Genomic DNA, 17,198 nt, shown 5'->3' on the forward strand with positions numbered 1-17,198 from the left:
TCACACGCCCGCGTAGGAGTGCAGGCTGTTCACGAAGATGTTGACGCCGTAGTAGTTGAAGAGCCAGCAGGCGAAGGCGATCAGCGCGACGTAGGCGGCCTTGCGGCCCTTCCAGCCGGCCGTGGCGCGGGCGTGCAGGTACGCGGCGTACGCGACCCACGTGATGAACGACCAGACCTCCTTGGCGTCCCAGCCCCAGTAGCGGCCCCACGCGTCACCGGCCCAGATGGCGCCCGCGATGATCGTGAACGTCCACAGCGGGAAGACGGCCGCGTTGACGCGGTAGGCGAACTTGTCCAGGCTCGCCGCCGCCGGCAGCCGCTCCAGCACCGAGCGGGCGAAGCCGCTCGGCGTACCGCCGCGCGCGAGGGTGTTCTCGTACGCGTCACGGAAGAGGTAGAGCAGCGTGGCGACCGCCCCGAGGTAGAACACGGCGCCGCAGAAGATCGCCGTGGAGACGTGGATCCACAGCCAGTACGAGTGCAGGGCGGGGACGAGCTGGTCGCTCTCGGTGTACAGCCAGGTCGTGGCGATGCCCAGGTCGAGCAGGACGGTGGTCACCAGCGGCAGGCCCATCCAGCGGACGTTCTTCCTGGCGACGAGGAAGCCGAGGTACGCGCCCACCGCCACCGTGGAGAAGGTGAGGGAGAACTCGTACATGTTGCCCCAGGGCGCCCGCTGCACGGACAGGGCGCGGGCGACGACCCCGGCCGCCGCGACGAGGAACGCGAGGGTGGTCAGCGAGACGGCGATACGTCCGTACAGGTCGCCCTTCTCGTCACCGCCCGCCGCGCCGGGACCGTCCGGCACGTCCCGGGCGCCGGCCGCCGAGCGCGTGACCACCTTGGGCGGCTTGGCCAGCACGGCGGTGCCGCCGCCGCGCTGCGCGACCTGGACCCGCACCTGCGCGGGCGCGGGGCCGGCGGCGGTCAGGGCGGCTGCCGTACGGCCGACCTTGCTGCGGCTGCCCAGCACCCACTCGGCGATGTGCGCGAGGAAGGCCAGGGTGTAGACGGCCATCGCGGAGTAGACGAGCACGTTGCTCATCTCCGCCAGGCTCTCGTTGGTCGCGGCGGCGAGATTCACTTCTGAGCCCCTTCGGCAGGTACCTCGTCGGCTTCGACGGCTTGGTCGGCTTCGACGGCTTGGTCGGCTTCTTCGGCTTCCGGAGCGGTCGGCGCCACGGAATGGAGCGTGACGGCCAGGTCGGCCAACTCCTCGGGGAGCTTCGCGGACTCGCTCCGCCCCAGCCCCGCCATTTCGACGACGGTCACGCCGTCGTCCCCGCGTACGGCCCGGACCCAGACCCGGCGGCGCTGGATGAACAGCGAGCCGACCAGCCCCGCGATCGCGGCGATCGCACCGGCGAGGGCGAGACCGTTGCCGGGCTGCTGCGAGATCTGGAAGCTGGCCCACTCCTTGATCTCCTTCTCGAAGGTGATCGAGCCCGCCCCTTCCGGCAGCGTCATGGTCTCGCCGGGCAGCAGCGTCTTCTTGAAGATGTCACCGCCCGCGCCCTTGAACGGCTTCATCTTGCTGGTGTCCAGCTGGTACACGTTCTGCGGCAGCCCGCCGTCGACGCGCAGGTCGCCGTGGTACGCGCTCAGGTTGAGCGCGGGGAAGGCGAGCCCGGGGAACTGGCTGAACATCTGGCCCTTGCCCTTGCCCGCGTACGTGGGGACGAAGAAGGCCGGGAAGCCGAGCTGCTGCTTCTTGCCGGTCTTGTCGCGGTAGCCGTCCATCACCTTGATGACACCGGTGGAGGTGACGTTGTTGTCGATCGGCAGCAGCGGCACGGCGCCGTGGTAGACGACCTTGCCCTTGCCGTCCTTGACGGTGACGACGGGCGCGTACCCGTGCGAGAGCAGGTAGACCTTCGAGCCGTCGATCTCCAGCGGCTCGTTGACCCGGATCACGCTGCGCTTCTTCCCGCCGTCGGGGCGGGAGTAGGTGACGTCCGCCTCGAAGGTGCGGGGCGTGCCGCGCTGGGGGCCGCTGGTCTCGTACGTACCGGTGAACTGGTTCAGGGTGAAGCTGAACGGCGCCAGCTCGTCGGTGGAGAACAGCGAGCCGGACCTGAAGTCGTCGTACTGGGTGAGGGTGTTGGAGAAGCCGTCGCCCTCGACGATCAGCTTGCCGCCCTCGGACTTGAAGAGCTGGCCCATGGCGAAGGCCACCAGCATCACGATCAGCGCGATGTGGAAGACCAGGTTGCCGACCTCGCGCAGGTAGCCCTTCTCGGCGGCGACGGCGTCACCGGCCGGGTGGGCGCGGAAGCGCCGCTTGCGCAGCAGCGCGAGCGCCGCCTCGCGGACGTCCTCGGGCGCGGACCCGGTGCGCCACGTGGTGTACGCGGGGAGGCGGGTGAGGCGCTTGGGGGCGGCCGGGGGGCGCCCGCGCAGTTGGCCGACGAACTGCCAGGTGCGCGGGATGATGCAGCCGATGAGCGAGATGAACAGCAGGATGTAGATCGCGGAGAACCACACCGAGCTGTAGACGTCGAACAGCTGGAGTTTGTCGTAGATCGGCGCGAGGGTCTCGTGCGCTTCCTTGAAGGAGCGGACCTTCAACTCGTCCGCGCTGTTCTGCGGGATGAGGGAGCCGGGGATCGCGCCGAGCGAGAGCAGGAAGAGCAGGATCAGCGCGACCCGCATGGAGGTCAGCTGCCGCCAGAACCAGCGGATCCAGCCGATGACGCCGAGCGTCGGGCCGCCGGCCTGGATGAGCTCTTCCTTGGGGGCGGTGGACAGCTGCGCACCGGCCGCCGCCATGTCCCGTTCGGTCGTTTCTGTCTTGCTCATGGAACTAGATCCCCACCTGGAAACCGTTGGACCAGCCCTGCATGTCCTGTACGAGGGTGTCCCACGCACCCGTGAGCAGCAGCAGCCCGGTCGCGATCATCATGCCGCCGCCGATCCTCATCACCCAGGCATAGTGCCGCTTGACCCACCCGAACGCGCCGAGCGCCTTGCGGAAGGCGACCGCGGCGAGGATGAAGGGCAGGCCGAGGCCGAGGCAGTACGCGACGGTCAGCAGCGCCCCGCGGCCCGCGCTGGCCTCGTTGGCGGCGAGGGCCTGGACCGAGGCGAGCGTCGGCCCGATGCACGGCGTCCAGCCGATGCCGAAGAGCGCGCCCAGCAGCGGCGCGCCGGCCAGCCCGGTCACCGGCCGCCTGTGGAAGCGGAACTCGCGCTGGGTGAACCACGGCATGAGGCCCAGGAAGAAGATCCCCATCAGGACCATCAGGACGCCCAGGACGGTGGTGAGCGTCCCGCGGTGCGCCTGGAGGGTCCAGCCGAAGTAGCCGAAGAGGGCGCCGCCGGAGACGAACACGGCGGAGAAGCCGAGGACGAAGAGGGCGGCGCCGGCGGCCATCCGGCCCCGCCGGGCCTCGGCCAGGTCGGTGCCGGTGACACCGGTCACGTACGAGAGGTAGCCGGGCACGAGCGGCAGGACGCAGGGCGAGAAGAAGGAGACCAGCCCGCCGAGCACCGCGATGGGCAGGGCCAGCAGGAGGGCCCCGCTGGAGACCGTCTCGTTGTACATCGGCTAGTTCCCCGAAGCCCGTTCCGGGGCCTTTGCCGGGGCCTTTTCCGGGCCCTTTGCCGGGGCCTTCCCCGATGCCTTCTCCTTCACCAGCGGGTCGATCATCTTGCGCAGCTGGGTCTCGTTCAGTGCGGTGAGCGACCGCGCGGCGATCTTCCCGTCACGGTCGAGCACGACGGTGGAGGGGATGGCCTGCGGGTTGAGGGTGCCCTTGGGGAAGCCGTACAGGACCAGCTCGCCCGCCGGGTCGTAGAGGCTGGGGTAAGGGACCGCGAAGTCCTTCTCGAAGGCGAGGGCGGGCTGCTTGTTGGGGTCGCGGGTGTTGATGCCGACGAACTCCACGCCCTGGGACTTGAGGTCGCCCGCGACCTTGGTGAAGTGCTTGGCCTCGGCGCGGCAGGGCGGGCACCAGGAGCCCCACACGTTGAGGACGACGACCTTGCCCTTGAGGTCGGCGACGTCGAGCCGCTTGCCGTCGAGGGTCTCGCCCGCGAGCTTGTTGGGGGCCACGCGCTCACCCTTGGCAACGGTGGAGACACCACCGGTGTTGGTGACGAAGTTGGTGTTTCCGCCACCACCGGACTTGCCGTTGGAGTCGCCGCTGCACGCGGTGAGCGTGAGTGCGGCCGCAAGGGCGCCGGCGGTGAGCAGGAGGCCTCGGGGGGCGCGGCTAAGGCTCATGTGAAAAGTTTCGCATGAGCGTTTCCGGGATCTTGCGCGCCCCCCTGCCTGCCCGTAAAGCCCGATGTCAGGCGCGCCTAAGGAAGGCGTTCCAGCCGCCTGCCGGCGATTGGCCGACTTCGAGGGTACGGAGCTTGTCGAGGATCTTGGGGTCCTGTACGTCGAGCCAGTCCGCGAACTGCCTGAAGGAGACCAGCCGTACGTCCTTCTTTCCGGCCATGCCCTTGAGAGCTTCCTCGACGGCGTCCATGTAGATACCGCCGTTCCACTGCTCGAAGTGGTTACCGATGAAGAAGGGCGCGCGATTCGATTCGTACGCCCGCCTGAACCCGGCGAGAAGCGCCTCGGTGGCCTGCTTCTTCCAGCCGGGATAACGCGAAGGCATGCCCTTGGTCGTGTTCTTCGACTGATTGGCGAGCATGTTGTAGTCCATGGACAGGACTTCGAAGGAGTGGCCGGGGAACGGTACCTGCTGGAGCGGCAGGTCCCACAGACCCTGGCGCTTGACGGGCCACTTCTGGTGGCCGCCGGGCGAGCTGGCGTCGTAGCGCCAGCCGAGCTTCTTGGCGGTGGGCAGCAGGTTGTCCTGGCCGAGGAGGCAGGGGGTGCGGCCGCCGACGAGTTCCTTGCGGTAGTCGAAGGGCAGCGGGTCGAGGTCGGTCCAGCCGCTGTGCGTCTTCCATTCGGTGACGAACTTCACGGCCTGGTCTATCTCGTCCCGCCACTGCGCCGGGGTCCATTTCCCGACCGAGCCGGAGCCGTCGCAGAAATGCCCGTTGAAGTGGGTGCCTATCTCGTGTCCGTCGAGCCAGGCCTGGCGGACGTATTTCAGCGTCTCCTTGATGTGGCCGTCGGTGAGGTAACCGATGTCGGAGGCGCCGACGGGGTTGTTCGGCGGGCGGTAGAGCGTCTTCTTCGATTCGGGCAGGAGATAGAGCCCGGAGAGGAAGAACGTCATGGCCGCGCCGTGGTTCCTGGCCAGTTCGAGAAAGCGGGGGAAGAGGCCGTTGCCGACCTCCCCCGCCCCGTCCCAGGAGAAGATCACGAACTGCGGCGGCGTCTGGCCGGGCTCCAGGGGGACGGGCTTGTCGGGCTGGTTCGGCTGCTTTCCGGTGTCGGACGTGGAACCGTCACCTATCAGGCGCCCCTCTTGCCTGCCGGGGGCCGGATTGCCCGTACCGCTGTGGCCGCCCGTGCCCGGCTGCCGCTTGTCGCCGCCGGCGCCGCAGCCCGCGATCCCGATGGCTGCCGCCGCTCCGACTCCCGCTCCGAGCAGGCCCCTTCGACTGATCCCGCGCATATCGTCCCCATCCGCGCTCGCTCTTCGCCGGACATACGTTCCAAACCGGCACACAGGGAGAGGGATGGAAAAACAGGGCGGTTCCCGCGATCAGCGCACAATTCTCTGCGTGACGAGACGGCCACCCACCGGACGGCGCCACGCGTCGAAAGCCACACACCGGACGTCGCCCGCCGAACGCCGCGCGCCGCCCGGCCCATGGCGGGCGGGGCGGCGCGGGGTGTGTCCTGTCGCGTCCTGAGTCCTGACGCGCGCTGCCGGCTTACGCGCCGAAGGCCTTGGACTGGCCCTTCGCGGGCTTGGCACCGGACAGCAGGTGCGGCGGCACGAGGTCACGGGCCGGCTCGCTGTATCCGACCGAGACGATCTTGTCGCCCTGGTAGGTGAACGTGGTCAGCGAGGCCAGCGTGCACTGCCGGCGGCGCGGGTCGTGCCACAGCCTGCGCCGCTCGACGAAGCTCCGCACGATCCAGATCGGCAGCTGGTGGCTGACGCAGACCGCCTCGTGGCCGCGCGCCGCGTCACGCGCCGCGTTCAGCGCGCCCATCATCCGTACGACCTGGTCGATGTACGGCTCGCCCCAGGACGGCCGGAACGGGTTGGTCAGGTGGCGCCAGTTGGCCGGCCGGCGCAGCGCGCCGTCGCCCACGCCGAACGTCTTGCCCTCGAAGACGTTGCCCGCCTCGATCAGCCGCTCGTCGGTGGCCAGGTCGAGACCGTGCGACTTGGCGATCGGCTGGGCCGTCTCCTGGGCGCGCTCCAGGGGCGACGCGACCACATAGGTGATGTCCCGGCCGGCCAGGTGCTCGGCGACCCGGTCCGCCATCCGCCGACCGAGCTCGGACAGGTGGTAGCCGGCCCGGCGCCCGTAGAGGATCCCGTCCGGGTTGTGCACCTCGCCGTGCCGCATCAGGTGGACGACGGTGACCTCGCTCACCCCGGTCGCCTCGCTCGCCTCGGTCATGCCGTGGCCTCCGCGGCGGCACGGGCGGCGGCGGGCAGCCCCGCGGCGATCCGCTCGACCGCCCGCTCGTCGTGGGCCGTGGACACGAACCAGGACTCGAACGCGGACGGCGGCAGGTAGACGCCCTGCGCCAGCATCGAGTGGAAGAAGGCGGTGAAGCGGAACGCCTCCTGCTTCTTCGCGTCGTCGTAGTTCACGACCTCGGCGTCGGTGAAGAAGACGGAGAACATGTTGCTCGCCGTCTGGAGCCGGTGCGCCACGCCCTCCTTGCTCAGGGCGTCGGTCACCAGGGCCTGGATCTCGCGCGAGACGGCGTCGACCTTCTCGTACGCCGCGTCGTCGAGCAGCCGCAGCTGGGCGAGACCGGCGGCGGTGGCGACCGGGTTACCGGAGAGGGTGCCCGCCTGGTAGACGGGGCCGGCCGGGGCGAGGTGCGCCATGACGTCGGCGCGGCCACCGAACGCGGCGGCCGGGAAGCCACCGCCCATGACCTTGCCGAAGGTCATCAGATCCGGGACGACGCCGTCGACGCCGTACCAGCCGGCCCTGGACGTACGGAAACCGGTCATCACCTCGTCGGAGATGTACAGCGCCCCGTTCTGGGCGCACAGGTCCTTCAGCCCCTGGTTGAACCCGTCGCGCGGCGGGACCACGCCCATGTTGCCGGGCGACGCCTCGGTGATCACACAGGCGATCTCGCCGGGGTGGGCGGCGAAGGCCTGGCGTACGGCACCGAGGTCGTTGTACGGCAGGACGATCGTGTCGCCCGCCTGGGCGCCCGTGACGCCGGGCGTGTCGGGGAGCCCGAAGGTGGCGACGCCGGAACCGGCGGCGGCCAGCAGCGCGTCCACGTGGCCGTGGTAGCAGCCGGCGAACTTGACCACCTTGGCGCGGCCGGTGAAGCCCCGGGCGAGGCGGATCGCGGACATCGTCGCCTCGGTGCCGGACGACACCAGCCGTACCTGCTCGACGGGCGCGACGCGGGCGACGATCTCCTCGGCGAGCGCGACCTCGCCCTCACCGGGCGTACCGAAGGAGGTGCCACGGGAGACCGCGTCCTGCACGGCGGCGATCACCTCGGGGTGCGCGTGGCCGAGGATCATCGGCCCCCACGAGCAGACGAGGTCGACGTACTCACGCCCGTCCGCGTCGTTGAGGTACGGACCCGTACCGGACACCATGAACCGGGGCGTACCGCCCACGGCCCGGAAGGCCCGTACGGGAGAGTTCACGCCGCCGGGCGTCACAAGGGACGCGCGGTCGAAAAGCGTCTGTGAGACTGGGGCTTCGTATGAATACGGCACGTTGGTCCTGACCTGCGAGTACGAGTTGGCGGGAGCAATGGTGGGGCATGGTGGCCGGAGGGCGGCGAGGGGGCCTTCCCTGAACGGTCCGCCCGCCCACGACGTTGTTTACGACGAGGCGCCGGACCTCCGCGTCTGCGAAACTGGGGCGACATTGGGAATGCTCACGGAATCCATGGTGTCAGAGGCCCCGACGTTCTTGCGGACAGGTGTTTCACCGCACGTTCGCGGGGGAGGTCACTGTCACGATGATCGGGTTGCGCGGCGGGGGCTGTGTTACCTAAAAAGCAGTCGGGTGGAGATATGCATCGCGGTGGCGGACTGGGCGAGGGGACCGACGACCTGGGCCCTGAGCCTGCCCGGCGGGGGAAGCACCGGCGTGAGCAGGACAAGTCGCTGGGAAGTTCCCTGGGGAGTGGGGGTGGCCGGGGCATGGGGGTGACCTACAAGTACTTCGGCGCTCCCAATGGCGCGACCGCCGCCCGCGTACCGATCTCGATGCGGCCGGAGGAATTGGGCGGCGACGAACTCGGCATGGGCGGCATGTTCACCAAGATCAAACCGGAGACCATAGCCGCCATGGTGCTGACCGGTATCCAGGGCATGCCGCTGCACAAGGTGCCCCCGCTGGAGCTGGTGGTACTCCACCCCGACTACGCGGTGGTGAAACTCCCGATGACGGTGGTCGACCCGCTGCGCGGCGTCGGCGAGGAATCGGTGGGCGCGGCGGCCTTCATATGGTCGACGGTCCCGGACCGCGGCGGCCCGCGCGACGCGTTCAACGTCTACCAGCTGCTGCACGAGTGGCAGGACTTCTCGGTACGGCTCCATGAGGCGGGGCACCAGCCGTACTGCCTGGTGTGGCCCTGAGCCCTGGCACATGCCCCACGTCGTTGTCAGACCCGCCGCCTACAGTGCTGCGTATGGACACCGATGCATCGCCGGTACGGATCGAAGCGTGGTCGGATGAGGACTTCGACCTGCTGCGGGCGGTCAACGCGCCGGAGTTGATGGACCACCTGGGCGGGCCCGAGTCGGAGGAGCAGCTGGTCAAGCGGCACCAGCGGTATGTGGACCTGAGCGTCGACCGGACCGGGGCGGGGCGGATGTTCCGGATCGTGCTACTGCCGCAGGAGGTGCCGGTGGGGGTGATCGGCTTCTGGGAGCAGACCTGGGAAGGGATGCGGGTGTACGAGACGGGCTGGACCGTGCTCGCTGGCTTCCAGCGGCGCGGCATCGCGACGGCGGCGACGAGGGCGGTCGTGGAGCGGGCGCGGGCGATGGGCAAGCACCGGTACCTGCACGCGTTCCCGTCCGTGGCCAACGGCGCGTCGAACGCCGTGTGCCGGAAGGCGGGGTTCGAGCTGCTGGGCGAGCGGGTCCTGGAGTACCCGCCGGGGCACCCGCTGCGGAGCAATGACTGGCGCCTGGACCTGAAGGCGGCGTAACGGCGGCTCGCTCCGGCCCGTGGCGCGGACGGTCACGGTTCATCGCGCGACGGTCGATCAGGCGGGCGGTTCGCCGCGCGGACGGTGCGTCGCGCGGAGGGTGCGCCGCGCGGAGGGTCGATCAGGCGGGCGGTGCGCCGCGCGGACGGTCGATCACCGGGCGGTTCGCCGCGCGGGCGGTGCGCCGCGCGGGCGGCCGAAGAGCTGACCGGGCACCCGGCCCCGCGAGCGTTCGCCGAGCTGGGGCGGCCGAGCACGCGGACGCGTTCGGTGGCGCTCCGGCGAAATGATCTGGCTGGTCAGGCGCGCCCGGTGGCATCCTGGCGACGTGAACGGTCCCGAGATCCACGTCAGCTTCTCGCCCGACCTGGGCCTCTTCGTCGCCGCCCCGCGCCGCGCCGGCCGTACCGTCGTGGTGACCGACGGGGCGTCGACGCTCGGCCATGTCGTCGAGTCGCTCGGGGTGCCGCTCACCGAGGCGGGCCGGCTGCTGGTGAACGGGCACCCGGTCGCGGCCTCGCACATCCCGGCGGCGGGTGAGCACGTCCAGGTCCTGGGTGTGGAGCGCCCGCAGCCGGTTCCGGGCGCACCGCTGCGGTTCCTCCTGGACGTCCATCTCGGCACGCTGGCGCGCCGTTTGCGGCTCCTCGGCGTCGACGCGGCGTACGAGAGCGAGGACATCGGCGACGCGGCGCTGGCCGCGCGGTCGGCGGCGGAGCGGCGCGTGATGCTCTCCCGCGACCGGGGACTGCTGCGGCGGCGGGAGCTGTGGGCGGGGGCGTACGTCTACAGCGACCGGCCGGGCGAGCAGCTGCGTGACGTCCTGGAGCGGTTCGCGCCACCGCTCGCCCCGTGGACGCGGTGCACGGCCTGCAACGGTGAGCTGGCCGACGCGGACAAGGAGTCGGTGCGCGGGGAGCTGGAACAGGGCACGCGGCGTACGTACGACGTCTTCGCACGGTGCACGGCGTGCGGCCGGGTGTACTGGCGCGGCGCGCACCACGCCCGCCTGGAGGCCATCGTCCAGGACGCCCTGCGCGACTTCGGCGGCGCGGCGGCTTAGCGGCCGGGCCGGTGCTCAGGGTCTGTCGTGTACGGAGTCCGTCGTGTACGGAGAGAGCCCCCCGGTCCTACGGATGCTCCGCCGTCAGATACCGCTGGACGGTGGGCGCGAGCCAGGCGATGACGTCCTCGCGCGGCATCTCGGCGGCGGGCGGCAGGCGCAGTACGTACCGGGCCAGCGCCATGCCCAGGATCTGCGAGGCGGCGAGGGCGGCGCGGCGCGGGGCGTCGGCGGGGTCGGGGCACACACCGGCCGCGATCGGGCCGATCTGCGCGGTGAAGACGGCACGCATGCGCTCGGCGCCGGCGGCGTTGGTGACACCGACCCGCAGCAGCGCGGTGAGCACCTCGTCCGCCTCCCACCGGTCGAGGAAGTGGGCGACGAGGACGGCGCCTATGTGCTTGGCGGGCAGCGCGCCCACCTTCGGGATCCGCAGATCGAACTCCGAGGCGGCGGCGAAGAGCCCCTCCTTGTTGCCGTAGTAGCGCATCACCATCGACGGGTCGATACCGGCGTCGCGGGCGATGGCGCGGATGGTGGCCCGCTCGTAGCCGTCGGCGGCGAACCGCTCCCGGGCGGCCTCCAGGATCGCGGCGCGGGTCGCGTCCGAGCGTCGCGGGGTGGCGGGTGTGTCCGGAGCGGCTTCCATCATCATGCCAACAACTGTAGGCCAACAACTGTTGACACTCCAGCCGAGGCGGCTCTACCGTTGTTGCCAACAAGCGTTGACCAACAAGCGTTGGCATCGAGGAGGCAGCCATGAAGGGCACAGCCGGCACGGAGATCGACGTCATCGTCGTGGGGGCGGGGCCCACGGGACTGCTGCTCGCCGGCGACCTCGCCGCCGCGGGCCTGAAGGTCACGGTCGTCGAGCGCCGACCGCACGAGGTCAGCAATCTGACCCGCGCCTTCGGCGTGCACGCCCGCACACTGGAACTCCTCGACGCCCGCGGCCTCGCGGACGAACTGGTGAAGCAGGGCACGCCCATCGACCGGCTGCGGCTGTTCGGCCGGCTCTCGCTCGATCTGTCACGGCTGCGCTCCCGCTTCCCCTTCCTGCTCGTCACACCGCAGTACGAGGTGGAGCACCTGCTGGAGCGCCGCGCCGTGTCCGCGGGCGCGGACTTCCGGTACGGCACGGAGCTGCGCGCCCTGCACCAGGACGCCGACACGGTGGCCGCCGAGGTCTCCGGCCTCGACGGCGCGCGGGCCACGCTGCGCGCCCGCTACCTCGTGGGCGCCGACGGCCACCGCAGCACCGTGCGCGAGAGCCTCGGACTGCCGTTCCCGGGCGCCTCCGTCATCCGCTCGATGGTCCTCGCCGACGTCCGGCTCACCGGGGAACCCGAAGCCGTCCTCGCGGCCGACGGCACCGGCGACGCCTTCGCCTTCGTCGTACCGTTCGGCGACGGGTGGTACCGGGTAGGGGGCTGGAACCGTCACCGTCAGGTCCCCGACAGCGAGCCGGTCCACCTCGACGAGCTCCGCGGGACCGCCCGTCTCGCCCTCGGCTCCGACTTCGGGATGCACGACGCCCGCTGGCTCTCCCGCTTCCACAGCGACGAGCGCCAGGTGCCCGCCTACCGGACCGGGCGCGTCTTCCTCGCCGGGGACGCCGCGCACGTCCACTCCCCGGCCGGCGGCCAGGGGATGAACACCGGTCTTCAGGACGCCGCGAACCTTTCCTGGAAGCTCGCCGCCGTCCTGCACGGCCAGGCCCCCGACCCACAGGCCCTGCTCGACAGCTACCACCGCGAGCGGCACCCCGTGGGCAGGATGGTCCTGCGCAGCAGCGGCATCCTGGTCCGCCTCGCCATGGCCCACACCCCTGTCCAGCGGGCGGTCCGCGCCGCCGCCGCCGGCTTCCTGAACACGGTCAGCCCCGCGGCCACCAAGGCAATGGGCATGATCAGCGGCATCGGGATCGCGTACGACGCCGGGCGCGGCGCCCACCCCCTGACGGGCAAGCGCGCCCCCGACCTGGCACTCACCGAGGGGCGGCTCTACGAACTGCTCCGCAGGGGCGGGTTCGTACTGATCGGCCCCCGGGGCGCCGCGCCCCAGACGCCGGGCGTTCCCGTGCCGGGCAGCGTCATACGGGCGAGCTGGGCGAACGGCGCCCGCCGCGCCACGGTCCTGGTCCGCCCCGACGGCTACATCGCCTGGGCCAGGCGCTGACCGCACGGCCCGGGCCCGGGGCCGGCCACCGGGGCGACGCTCCCTGGGACTTCCGCCGCAACGCCGCCAAAAGCCCTCGCCATGACTGACCGAATCCGGTGCCAACCGGGCGCAGTGCACCGCAGCCTCAACCACCAGAGCCGTCAGCTCAGAAGACGTACGGGTCACCCGTCGCGAGCACCAGCACCCGGTGGTCGTTGTTGGCGGGGTTCCGGTCGGTCGCGCCACCGTTCCACGCGGTGGTCACCCGCACCGTCACCTCCTGCGGCGCGCCCGCCGTCCGCAGGGCGAGGATCGTCTCGCGGCGCGCACCGTCCACGCCCAGCGGCCCCGTGGAGCACAGCACCTCCCGGTCGCCGCCCCACACACAGCCGGCCGACAGATCATGGACAGCGGCCAGGGGCGACGAGAACGCCAGCCGTACGGTCGCGTCCTCCAGCGGCGACGGCCCGTGGTTCTCGCTCAGCAGCACGACATCCAGCTGACCGTCCCCGTAGAAGAAACGGCCATGGTGCGAGACGTCGGCCTCGGGACCCACCGCCCCGGCACCACCACTCGCGCCCATCACCGTCGCCACGGCGACGGACACCGCCGGAAGAGCCCCGCGCATCGCAAACATGCCCAGAAGGTACCGATATGGCCCGCCACTCCGCGCCTCCCCCGCCGCCCGTCCCCGAGCTGAGCGGGAAACCCCGCCTACACCGGCCGTCCCATAGCGGCCGCCTATCCTGGCCGCGTATCCGCCGTTCGATCACACGCGCGAGGAGTACCCCATGACCGCCGCCACCCCCGTCGCCGTCGTCACCGGAGCGAGCAGCGGTATCGGCGCCGCCACGGCACGGCAGCTCGCCGCGGCCGGCCACCATGTGGTGCTCACCGCCCGCCGCAAGGATCGCGTCGAGACCCTCGCCGCCGAGCTCACCGCCGCCGGCCACCAGGCCACGGCGTACGCGCTGGACGTCACCGACCGCCCGGCCGTCGACGCCTTCGCGGCCTTCCTCGGCGGCTTGCCGTCCGTCGACGTCCTGGTCAACAACGCGGGCGGCGCACTCGGCGCGGACCCCGTCGCCACCGGCGACCCGGACGACTGGCGCCGGATGTACGAGGTCAACGTGATCGGCACCCTCAATATGACGCAGGCCCTGCTCCCCGCCCTCACCGCGAGCGGCGCCGGCACGGTGGTCGTCGTCACCTCCACCGCCGGCCACGCCACCTACGAGGGCGGCGCGGGATACGTCGCGGCCAAGAACGGCGCCCGGGTCCTCGCCGAGACGCTCCGCCTGGAGATCGTCGGCACCCCGGTCCGCGTGATCGAGATCGCCCCGGGTCTGGTGAAGACCGATGAGTTCGCGACGACCCGCTTCCGCGGGGACACCGAAAAGGCGGCCAAGGTCTACGCGGGGGTCCCCGATCCCCTCTCCGCGGCCGACGTCGCCGACACCATCACCTGGGCGGTCACCCGCCCCGCCCACGTCAACATCGACCTCCTGGTCGTCCGCCCCCGCGCCCAGGCCTCCAACACCAAGGTCCACCGCGAGCTGTGAGCAGACGAGCGACGGACAACGGCGAGGGGCCCCGGCGCCAACCCGCCGGGGCCCCTCACGTTCCGCGTCAGCCCTTGGCGCAGACCACCTGCTTCAACTTCGCCACGACCTCCACCAGATCGCGCTGCTGGTCGATGACCTGCTCGATCGGCTTGTACGCGCCCGGGATCTCGTCCACGACGCCGGAGTCCTTGCGGCACTCCACGCCCCGCGTCTGCTCCTCCAGGTCCCGCGCCGTGAACCGCCGCTTCGCCGCGTTACGGCTCATCTTCCGGCCCGCGCCGTGCGAGGCCGAGTTGAACGACGCCTCGTTGCCCAGACCCCGCACGATGTACGAGCCGGTGCCCATTGAGCCCGGGATGATCCCGTAGTCCCCGGAGCCGGCCCGGATCGCGCCCTTCCGCGTGACCAGCAGGTCCATCCCCTCGTACCGCTCCTCCGCCACATAGTTGTGGTGGCAGGAGATGACCGGCTCGAAGGTCACCCGGGCCCGCTTGAACTCCTTGCGGACCACGTCCTTGAAGATCGCCATCATGATCGCGCGGTTGTACTTCGCGTACTCCTGCGCCCAGAACAGATCGTGACGGTAGGCCGCCATCTGCGGCGTGTCCGCGATGAACACGGCGAGGTCGCGGTCGATCAGGCCCTGGTTGTGCGGCAGCTTCCGGGCCTCTTCGATGTGGTGCTCGGCGAGTTCCTTGCCGATGTTCCGGGACCCGGAGTGCAGCATCAGCCAGACCGATCCCGACTCATCGAGGCAGAACTCGATGAAGTGGTTGCCGCTTCCCAGCGTTCCCATCTGCTTCACGGCCCGTTCCTGGCGGAACTTGACCGCTTCCGCCACTCCGTCGAACCGCGCCCAGAAGTCGTCCCAGCCCGCCGTCGGGAAGCCGTGCAGCCGGTCGGGGGCGACCACCTCGTCATGCATGCCGCGCCCCACCGGAATGGCCTGCTCGATCCTGGTGCGCAGCCGCGACAGATCACCGGGCAGGTCGTTCGCCGTCAGCGACGTCTTGACCGCCGACATACCGCAGCCGATGTCCACCCCGACCGCCGCCGGGCAGACGGCCCCGCGCATCGCGATCACCGAACCGACCGTCGCCCCCTTGCCGTAGTGCACGTCCGGCATCACGGCGAGCCCCTTGATCCACGGCAGCGTGGTGACGTTGCGCAGCTGCTGCATCGCCCCGCCCTCCACCGTCGAAGGGTCGGCCCACATCCGGATCGGGACGTTCGCCCCGGGCACCTCTACGTACGACATAGTTCCTCAATTCCCCCGATAAGCCTGATAACGCAAAAACCTCCAGCAAGGTCCGCGAAGGCGACAACGGACCGGCATCGACGGCAGTGCGTGCGATACACATTGTGTCCATCGTCCGGCGCGGAGCGGCAACCTGTTTTCCTTGCCGATACGCAATGCCGATACGGGATGCCGGTACGGACCGGCAGCACAGCGAAAGGAGCCCGGCACCGTGCAACGAAGGGCGTACGTACCCGGTGTGGCCGCACTCCTCGCGGCGCTCACCGTCGGCGTCACCGGCCTCACCGGCTGCAGCGCCGGCTCCGGCCCCGACGGCTCCGCCACCGACTCCAAGGCCGGCGACGCCGCCAACGCCGACGCCCAGCCCGGCAAGTACCGCACGCTCCTGGAGCCCTGCGGCTCCATCCAGCGCGCCACGCTCAAGGACCTCCTGCCCGGCGTCGCCCTGCTCCCCGAGGACCAGCGTGAGCGCGCCTACCGCGGCACGGCCGCCGTCACCTACGACACCGACCGCCGCGCCGGCTGCAGCTGGAAGACCGATGGCCCGGACGCCTCCCACCAGCTGACCCTCGACTTCGAGCGCGTCGTCTCCTACGACCCCGCCGTCAGTGACGACGACCGCGCCCAGCAGGTCTACGCGGGCAAGGAAGCCGCCGCCGGCCTCCCCGCCGGCCCGCCCGCCGCTGCCGGCGGCGCCCAGACCCCGCAATCCCCGGCCGGCAACGCCACCACCGTCACGCCCACCCCCACAGCCACAGCCACCCCCACCCCGAACGCCACCGGCACCATCGCCGCCCCCGAGGGCCTGCAACCGCGCGTCCTGTCCGGCCTCGCCGACGCGGCGTTCCTCGACGACGTCCTCACCCGCGCCGGTTCGACCGCCCAGCGCCGCATCGTCAGCGTGGTGTTCCGCACATCGAACGTGATCGTCACCATCCGGTACGGCGAGCAGCCCGCCCGTATCACCGACGTGCCCGACAGCAAGGAACTGCAGGAAAAGGCCCAGGGACTGGCCCGCTACCTCGCCGAGAGGTTCGAGGAGTAGCGGCCCGCGGTGCTCGCGGTCCACCGCCACCGGGGCCCCCGGTGACGTAGCGACTCGGGCTACCGTGGCCGGACCCGTGGCCGAACGTACGACAAGCGACTGAAGGAACCATGCACCGATCAGCCCCGCGACTCACCCGCATACTCGCCTGCGCAGCCGTACCGGTGATGCTCGTCGTCGCCGGCTGCTCGTCGGACGCCGACAGCAAGGGCGACGCGACCACGCAGGCGCCCTCCGCCGCCGCCTCGCCGAACGCCGCCCAGGAGGTCACGCCGAGCGTCGCGCCCGCGAAGTACACCAAGCTGCCCGACGCGTGCAAGGCGATCACCGGGAAGACGATCGAGGACCTGGTGCCGGAGGTGAAGACCAAGTCCGGCACGCCCGGCAAGTCCAGCGACACCGCCAGCCGTGGCAGCTGCTCCTGGAACGGCCTGGATGACAAGGGCGTCAAGGGCTCGCAGTACCGCTGGCTCGACATTGCCCTCCTGCGCTACGAATCCGACCCGTCGCTCGGCAGCGGCGAGCAGCGCGCCCAGGAGAACTACACCAAGGAAGTCGGCAAGGTGAAGGCCACCCAGGGCGCCACCGCCGTCAAGACCTCGGGCGCCGCGGGCGTCGGCAACGAGGCCACGGCCATCAGCTACGGCCTGAAGAAGACCGGCGCGGACTTCAAGTACGCGGCCATCGTGACCCGTACGGAGAACGTGCTCATCACGGTCTCCTACAACGGCGCCGGGTACGCGGGCGCCAAGACGCCGACTCCGTCGGACCTGATGGAGGACGCGGTGAAGGCCTCCAAGGAGGCGGTCGCCGCGGTCGCGGCGGCCAACAAGTAGCCAACGGGCGGCACCCGCCCGGCACATG

Annotated in this window: 17 protein-coding genes; 7 read left to right on the forward strand and 10 right to left on the reverse strand. The window is 70.8% G+C overall.

Translation table 11 applies throughout. The features are described from left to right. The 7 genes from ccsB to hemL form a co-directional block, all read right to left on the reverse strand. The gene (ccsB, locus tag QWM81_RS16340) at positions 1–1,086 is read right to left on the reverse strand and encodes a c-type cytochrome biogenesis protein CcsB (RefSeq protein WP_290112727.1); all 1,086 of its coding nucleotides are present in this window, start codon (positions 1,084–1,086) and stop codon (positions 1–3) included. Continuing rightward, positions 1,083–2,801 (reverse strand): cytochrome c biogenesis protein ResB, encoded by a 1,719-nt coding sequence (gene resB / locus QWM81_RS16345; protein ID WP_290112728.1) that lies wholly within the window; start codon positions 2,799–2,801, stop codon positions 1,083–1,085. Before resB ends, ccsB begins: the two co-directional genes overlap by 4 nt. 4 nt (positions 2,802–2,805) lie before the next feature. Then, complete coding sequence (locus QWM81_RS16350; RefSeq protein ID WP_290112729.1) at positions 2,806–3,546, reverse strand: cytochrome c biogenesis CcdA family protein; 741 nt, start codon at positions 3,544–3,546, stop codon at positions 2,806–2,808. A 3-nt stretch (positions 3,547–3,549) separates the two neighbouring features. Beyond that, complete coding sequence (locus tag QWM81_RS16355; RefSeq protein ID WP_290112730.1) at positions 3,550–4,227, reverse strand: TlpA family protein disulfide reductase; 678 nt, start codon at positions 4,225–4,227, stop codon at positions 3,550–3,552. Between the two features lie 67 nt (positions 4,228–4,294). Continuing rightward, the gene (locus tag QWM81_RS16360) at positions 4,295–5,527 is read right to left on the reverse strand and encodes a polysaccharide deacetylase family protein (protein WP_290112731.1); all 1,233 of its coding nucleotides are present in this window, start codon (positions 5,525–5,527) and stop codon (positions 4,295–4,297) included. Positions 5,528–5,789: 262 nt separating this feature from the next. Beyond that, complete coding sequence (locus QWM81_RS16365) at positions 5,790–6,491, reverse strand: histidine phosphatase family protein (protein ID WP_290112732.1); 702 nt, start codon at positions 6,489–6,491, stop codon at positions 5,790–5,792. Further along, a complete protein-coding gene (hemL, locus tag QWM81_RS16370) occupies positions 6,488–7,795 on the reverse strand; it encodes a glutamate-1-semialdehyde 2,1-aminomutase (protein ID WP_290112733.1) in 1,308 nt (435 codons plus the stop codon). The genes QWM81_RS16365 and hemL overlap by 4 nt, the downstream gene beginning before the upstream one ends. Positions 7,796–8,098: 303 nt before the next feature. Between hemL and QWM81_RS16375 the strand changes: the two genes are divergently transcribed. The 3 genes from QWM81_RS16375 (at position 8,099) to QWM81_RS16385 (ending at position 10,306) form a co-directional block, all read left to right on the forward strand. Further along, positions 8,099–8,665, forward strand: coding sequence for a hypothetical protein (locus QWM81_RS16375; protein WP_290112734.1), 567 nt, complete (start codon positions 8,099–8,101; stop codon positions 8,663–8,665). 53 nt (positions 8,666–8,718) lie between these two features. Further along, positions 8,719–9,243, forward strand: coding sequence for a GNAT family N-acetyltransferase (locus QWM81_RS16380; protein WP_290112735.1), 525 nt, complete (start codon positions 8,719–8,721; stop codon positions 9,241–9,243). 328 nt (positions 9,244–9,571) lie between these two features. After that, complete coding sequence (locus QWM81_RS16385; protein ID WP_290112736.1) at positions 9,572–10,306, forward strand: Mut7-C RNAse domain-containing protein; 735 nt, start codon at positions 9,572–9,574, stop codon at positions 10,304–10,306. 67 nt (positions 10,307–10,373) lie between these two features. Here QWM81_RS16385 and QWM81_RS16390 read toward each other — a convergent pair whose 3' ends face one another. Then, entirely contained in the window at positions 10,374–10,961 is a 588-nt protein-coding gene (locus QWM81_RS16390) for a TetR/AcrR family transcriptional regulator (RefSeq protein WP_435372378.1), read from the reverse strand. Positions 10,962–11,065: 104 nt separating this feature from the next. On the opposite strand from QWM81_RS16390, the gene QWM81_RS16395 reads away from it, so the two are divergent. Next, on the forward strand, positions 11,066–12,484 hold the full coding sequence (locus QWM81_RS16395) for an FAD-dependent oxidoreductase (RefSeq protein ID WP_290112737.1): 1,419 nt from the start codon (positions 11,066–11,068) through the stop codon (positions 12,482–12,484). A gap of 148 nt (positions 12,485–12,632) precedes the next feature. On the opposite strand, the gene QWM81_RS16400 is transcribed toward QWM81_RS16395, so the two are convergent. Further along, positions 12,633–13,103 carry a hypothetical protein gene (locus QWM81_RS16400; protein WP_290112738.1) on the reverse strand — a complete coding sequence of 157 codons (471 nt, stop codon included), beginning with the start codon at positions 13,101–13,103 and terminating at the stop codon, positions 12,633–12,635. Positions 13,104–13,257: 154 nt separating this feature from the next. Here QWM81_RS16400 and QWM81_RS16405 point away from each other — a divergent pair, with 154 nt between their 5' ends. Next, the gene (locus QWM81_RS16405; RefSeq protein ID WP_290112739.1) at positions 13,258–14,028 is read left to right on the forward strand and encodes an SDR family NAD(P)-dependent oxidoreductase; all 771 of its coding nucleotides are present in this window, start codon (positions 13,258–13,260) and stop codon (positions 14,026–14,028) included. A 67-nt stretch (positions 14,029–14,095) separates the two neighbouring features. On the opposite strand, the gene QWM81_RS16410 is transcribed toward QWM81_RS16405, so the two are convergent. Further along, entirely contained in the window at positions 14,096–15,289 is a 1,194-nt protein-coding gene (locus QWM81_RS16410; protein WP_290112740.1) for an RtcB family protein, read from the reverse strand. A gap of 211 nt (positions 15,290–15,500) precedes the next feature. On the opposite strand from QWM81_RS16410, the gene QWM81_RS16415 reads away from it, so the two are divergent. Both QWM81_RS16415 and QWM81_RS16420 read left to right on the forward strand, forming a co-directional pair. Then, complete coding sequence (locus tag QWM81_RS16415) at positions 15,501–16,334, forward strand: DUF3558 domain-containing protein (protein WP_290112741.1); 834 nt, start codon at positions 15,501–15,503, stop codon at positions 16,332–16,334. Between the two features lie 110 nt (positions 16,335–16,444). Then, positions 16,445–17,170 carry a DUF3558 domain-containing protein gene (locus tag QWM81_RS16420; protein ID WP_290112742.1) on the forward strand — a complete coding sequence of 242 codons (726 nt, stop codon included), beginning with the start codon at positions 16,445–16,447 and terminating at the stop codon, positions 17,168–17,170. The last annotated feature ends 28 nt before the right edge of the window (positions 17,171–17,198 follow it).

Origin of the sequence: Streptomyces ficellus (genome assembly GCF_030406405.1) — a bacterium.
Classification (GTDB): domain Bacteria; phylum Actinomycetota; class Actinomycetes; order Streptomycetales; family Streptomycetaceae; genus Streptomyces; species Streptomyces ficellus_B.

Bases quoted from the DNA above. Each gene is read 5' to 3' on its own strand.
- QWM81_RS16395 (WP_290112737.1), top strand. From the start codon at position 11,066: ATGAAGGGCACAGCCGGCACGGAGATCGACGTCATCGTCGTGGGGGCG.
- QWM81_RS16410 (WP_290112740.1), bottom strand. From the start codon at position 15,289: ATGTCGTACGTAGAGGTGCCCGGGGCGAACGTCCCGATCCGGATGTGG.
- QWM81_RS16365 (WP_290112732.1), bottom strand. From the start codon at position 6,491: ATGACCGAGGCGAGCGAGGCGACCGGGGTGAGCGAGGTCACCGTCGTC.
- QWM81_RS16350 (WP_290112729.1), bottom strand. From the start codon at position 3,546: ATGTACAACGAGACGGTCTCCAGCGGGGCCCTCCTGCTGGCCCTGCCC.
- QWM81_RS16380 (WP_290112735.1), top strand. From the start codon at position 8,719: ATGGACACCGATGCATCGCCGGTACGGATCGAAGCGTGGTCGGATGAG.
- QWM81_RS16375 (WP_290112734.1), top strand. From the start codon at position 8,099: ATGCATCGCGGTGGCGGACTGGGCGAGGGGACCGACGACCTGGGCCCT.
- QWM81_RS16355 (WP_290112730.1), bottom strand. From the start codon at position 4,227: ATGAGCCTTAGCCGCGCCCCCCGAGGCCTCCTGCTCACCGCCGGCGCC.
- QWM81_RS16390 (WP_435372378.1), bottom strand. From the start codon at position 10,961: ATGATGATGGAAGCCGCTCCGGACACACCCGCCACCCCGCGACGCTCG.
- resB (WP_290112728.1), bottom strand. From the start codon at position 2,801: ATGAGCAAGACAGAAACGACCGAACGGGACATGGCGGCGGCCGGTGCG.
- QWM81_RS16405 (WP_290112739.1), top strand. From the start codon at position 13,258: ATGACCGCCGCCACCCCCGTCGCCGTCGTCACCGGAGCGAGCAGCGGT.
- QWM81_RS16420 (WP_290112742.1), top strand. From the start codon at position 16,445: ATGCACCGATCAGCCCCGCGACTCACCCGCATACTCGCCTGCGCAGCC.
- QWM81_RS16400 (WP_290112738.1), bottom strand. From the start codon at position 13,103: ATGTTTGCGATGCGCGGGGCTCTTCCGGCGGTGTCCGTCGCCGTGGCG.
- QWM81_RS16360 (WP_290112731.1), bottom strand. From the start codon at position 5,527: ATGCGCGGGATCAGTCGAAGGGGCCTGCTCGGAGCGGGAGTCGGAGCG.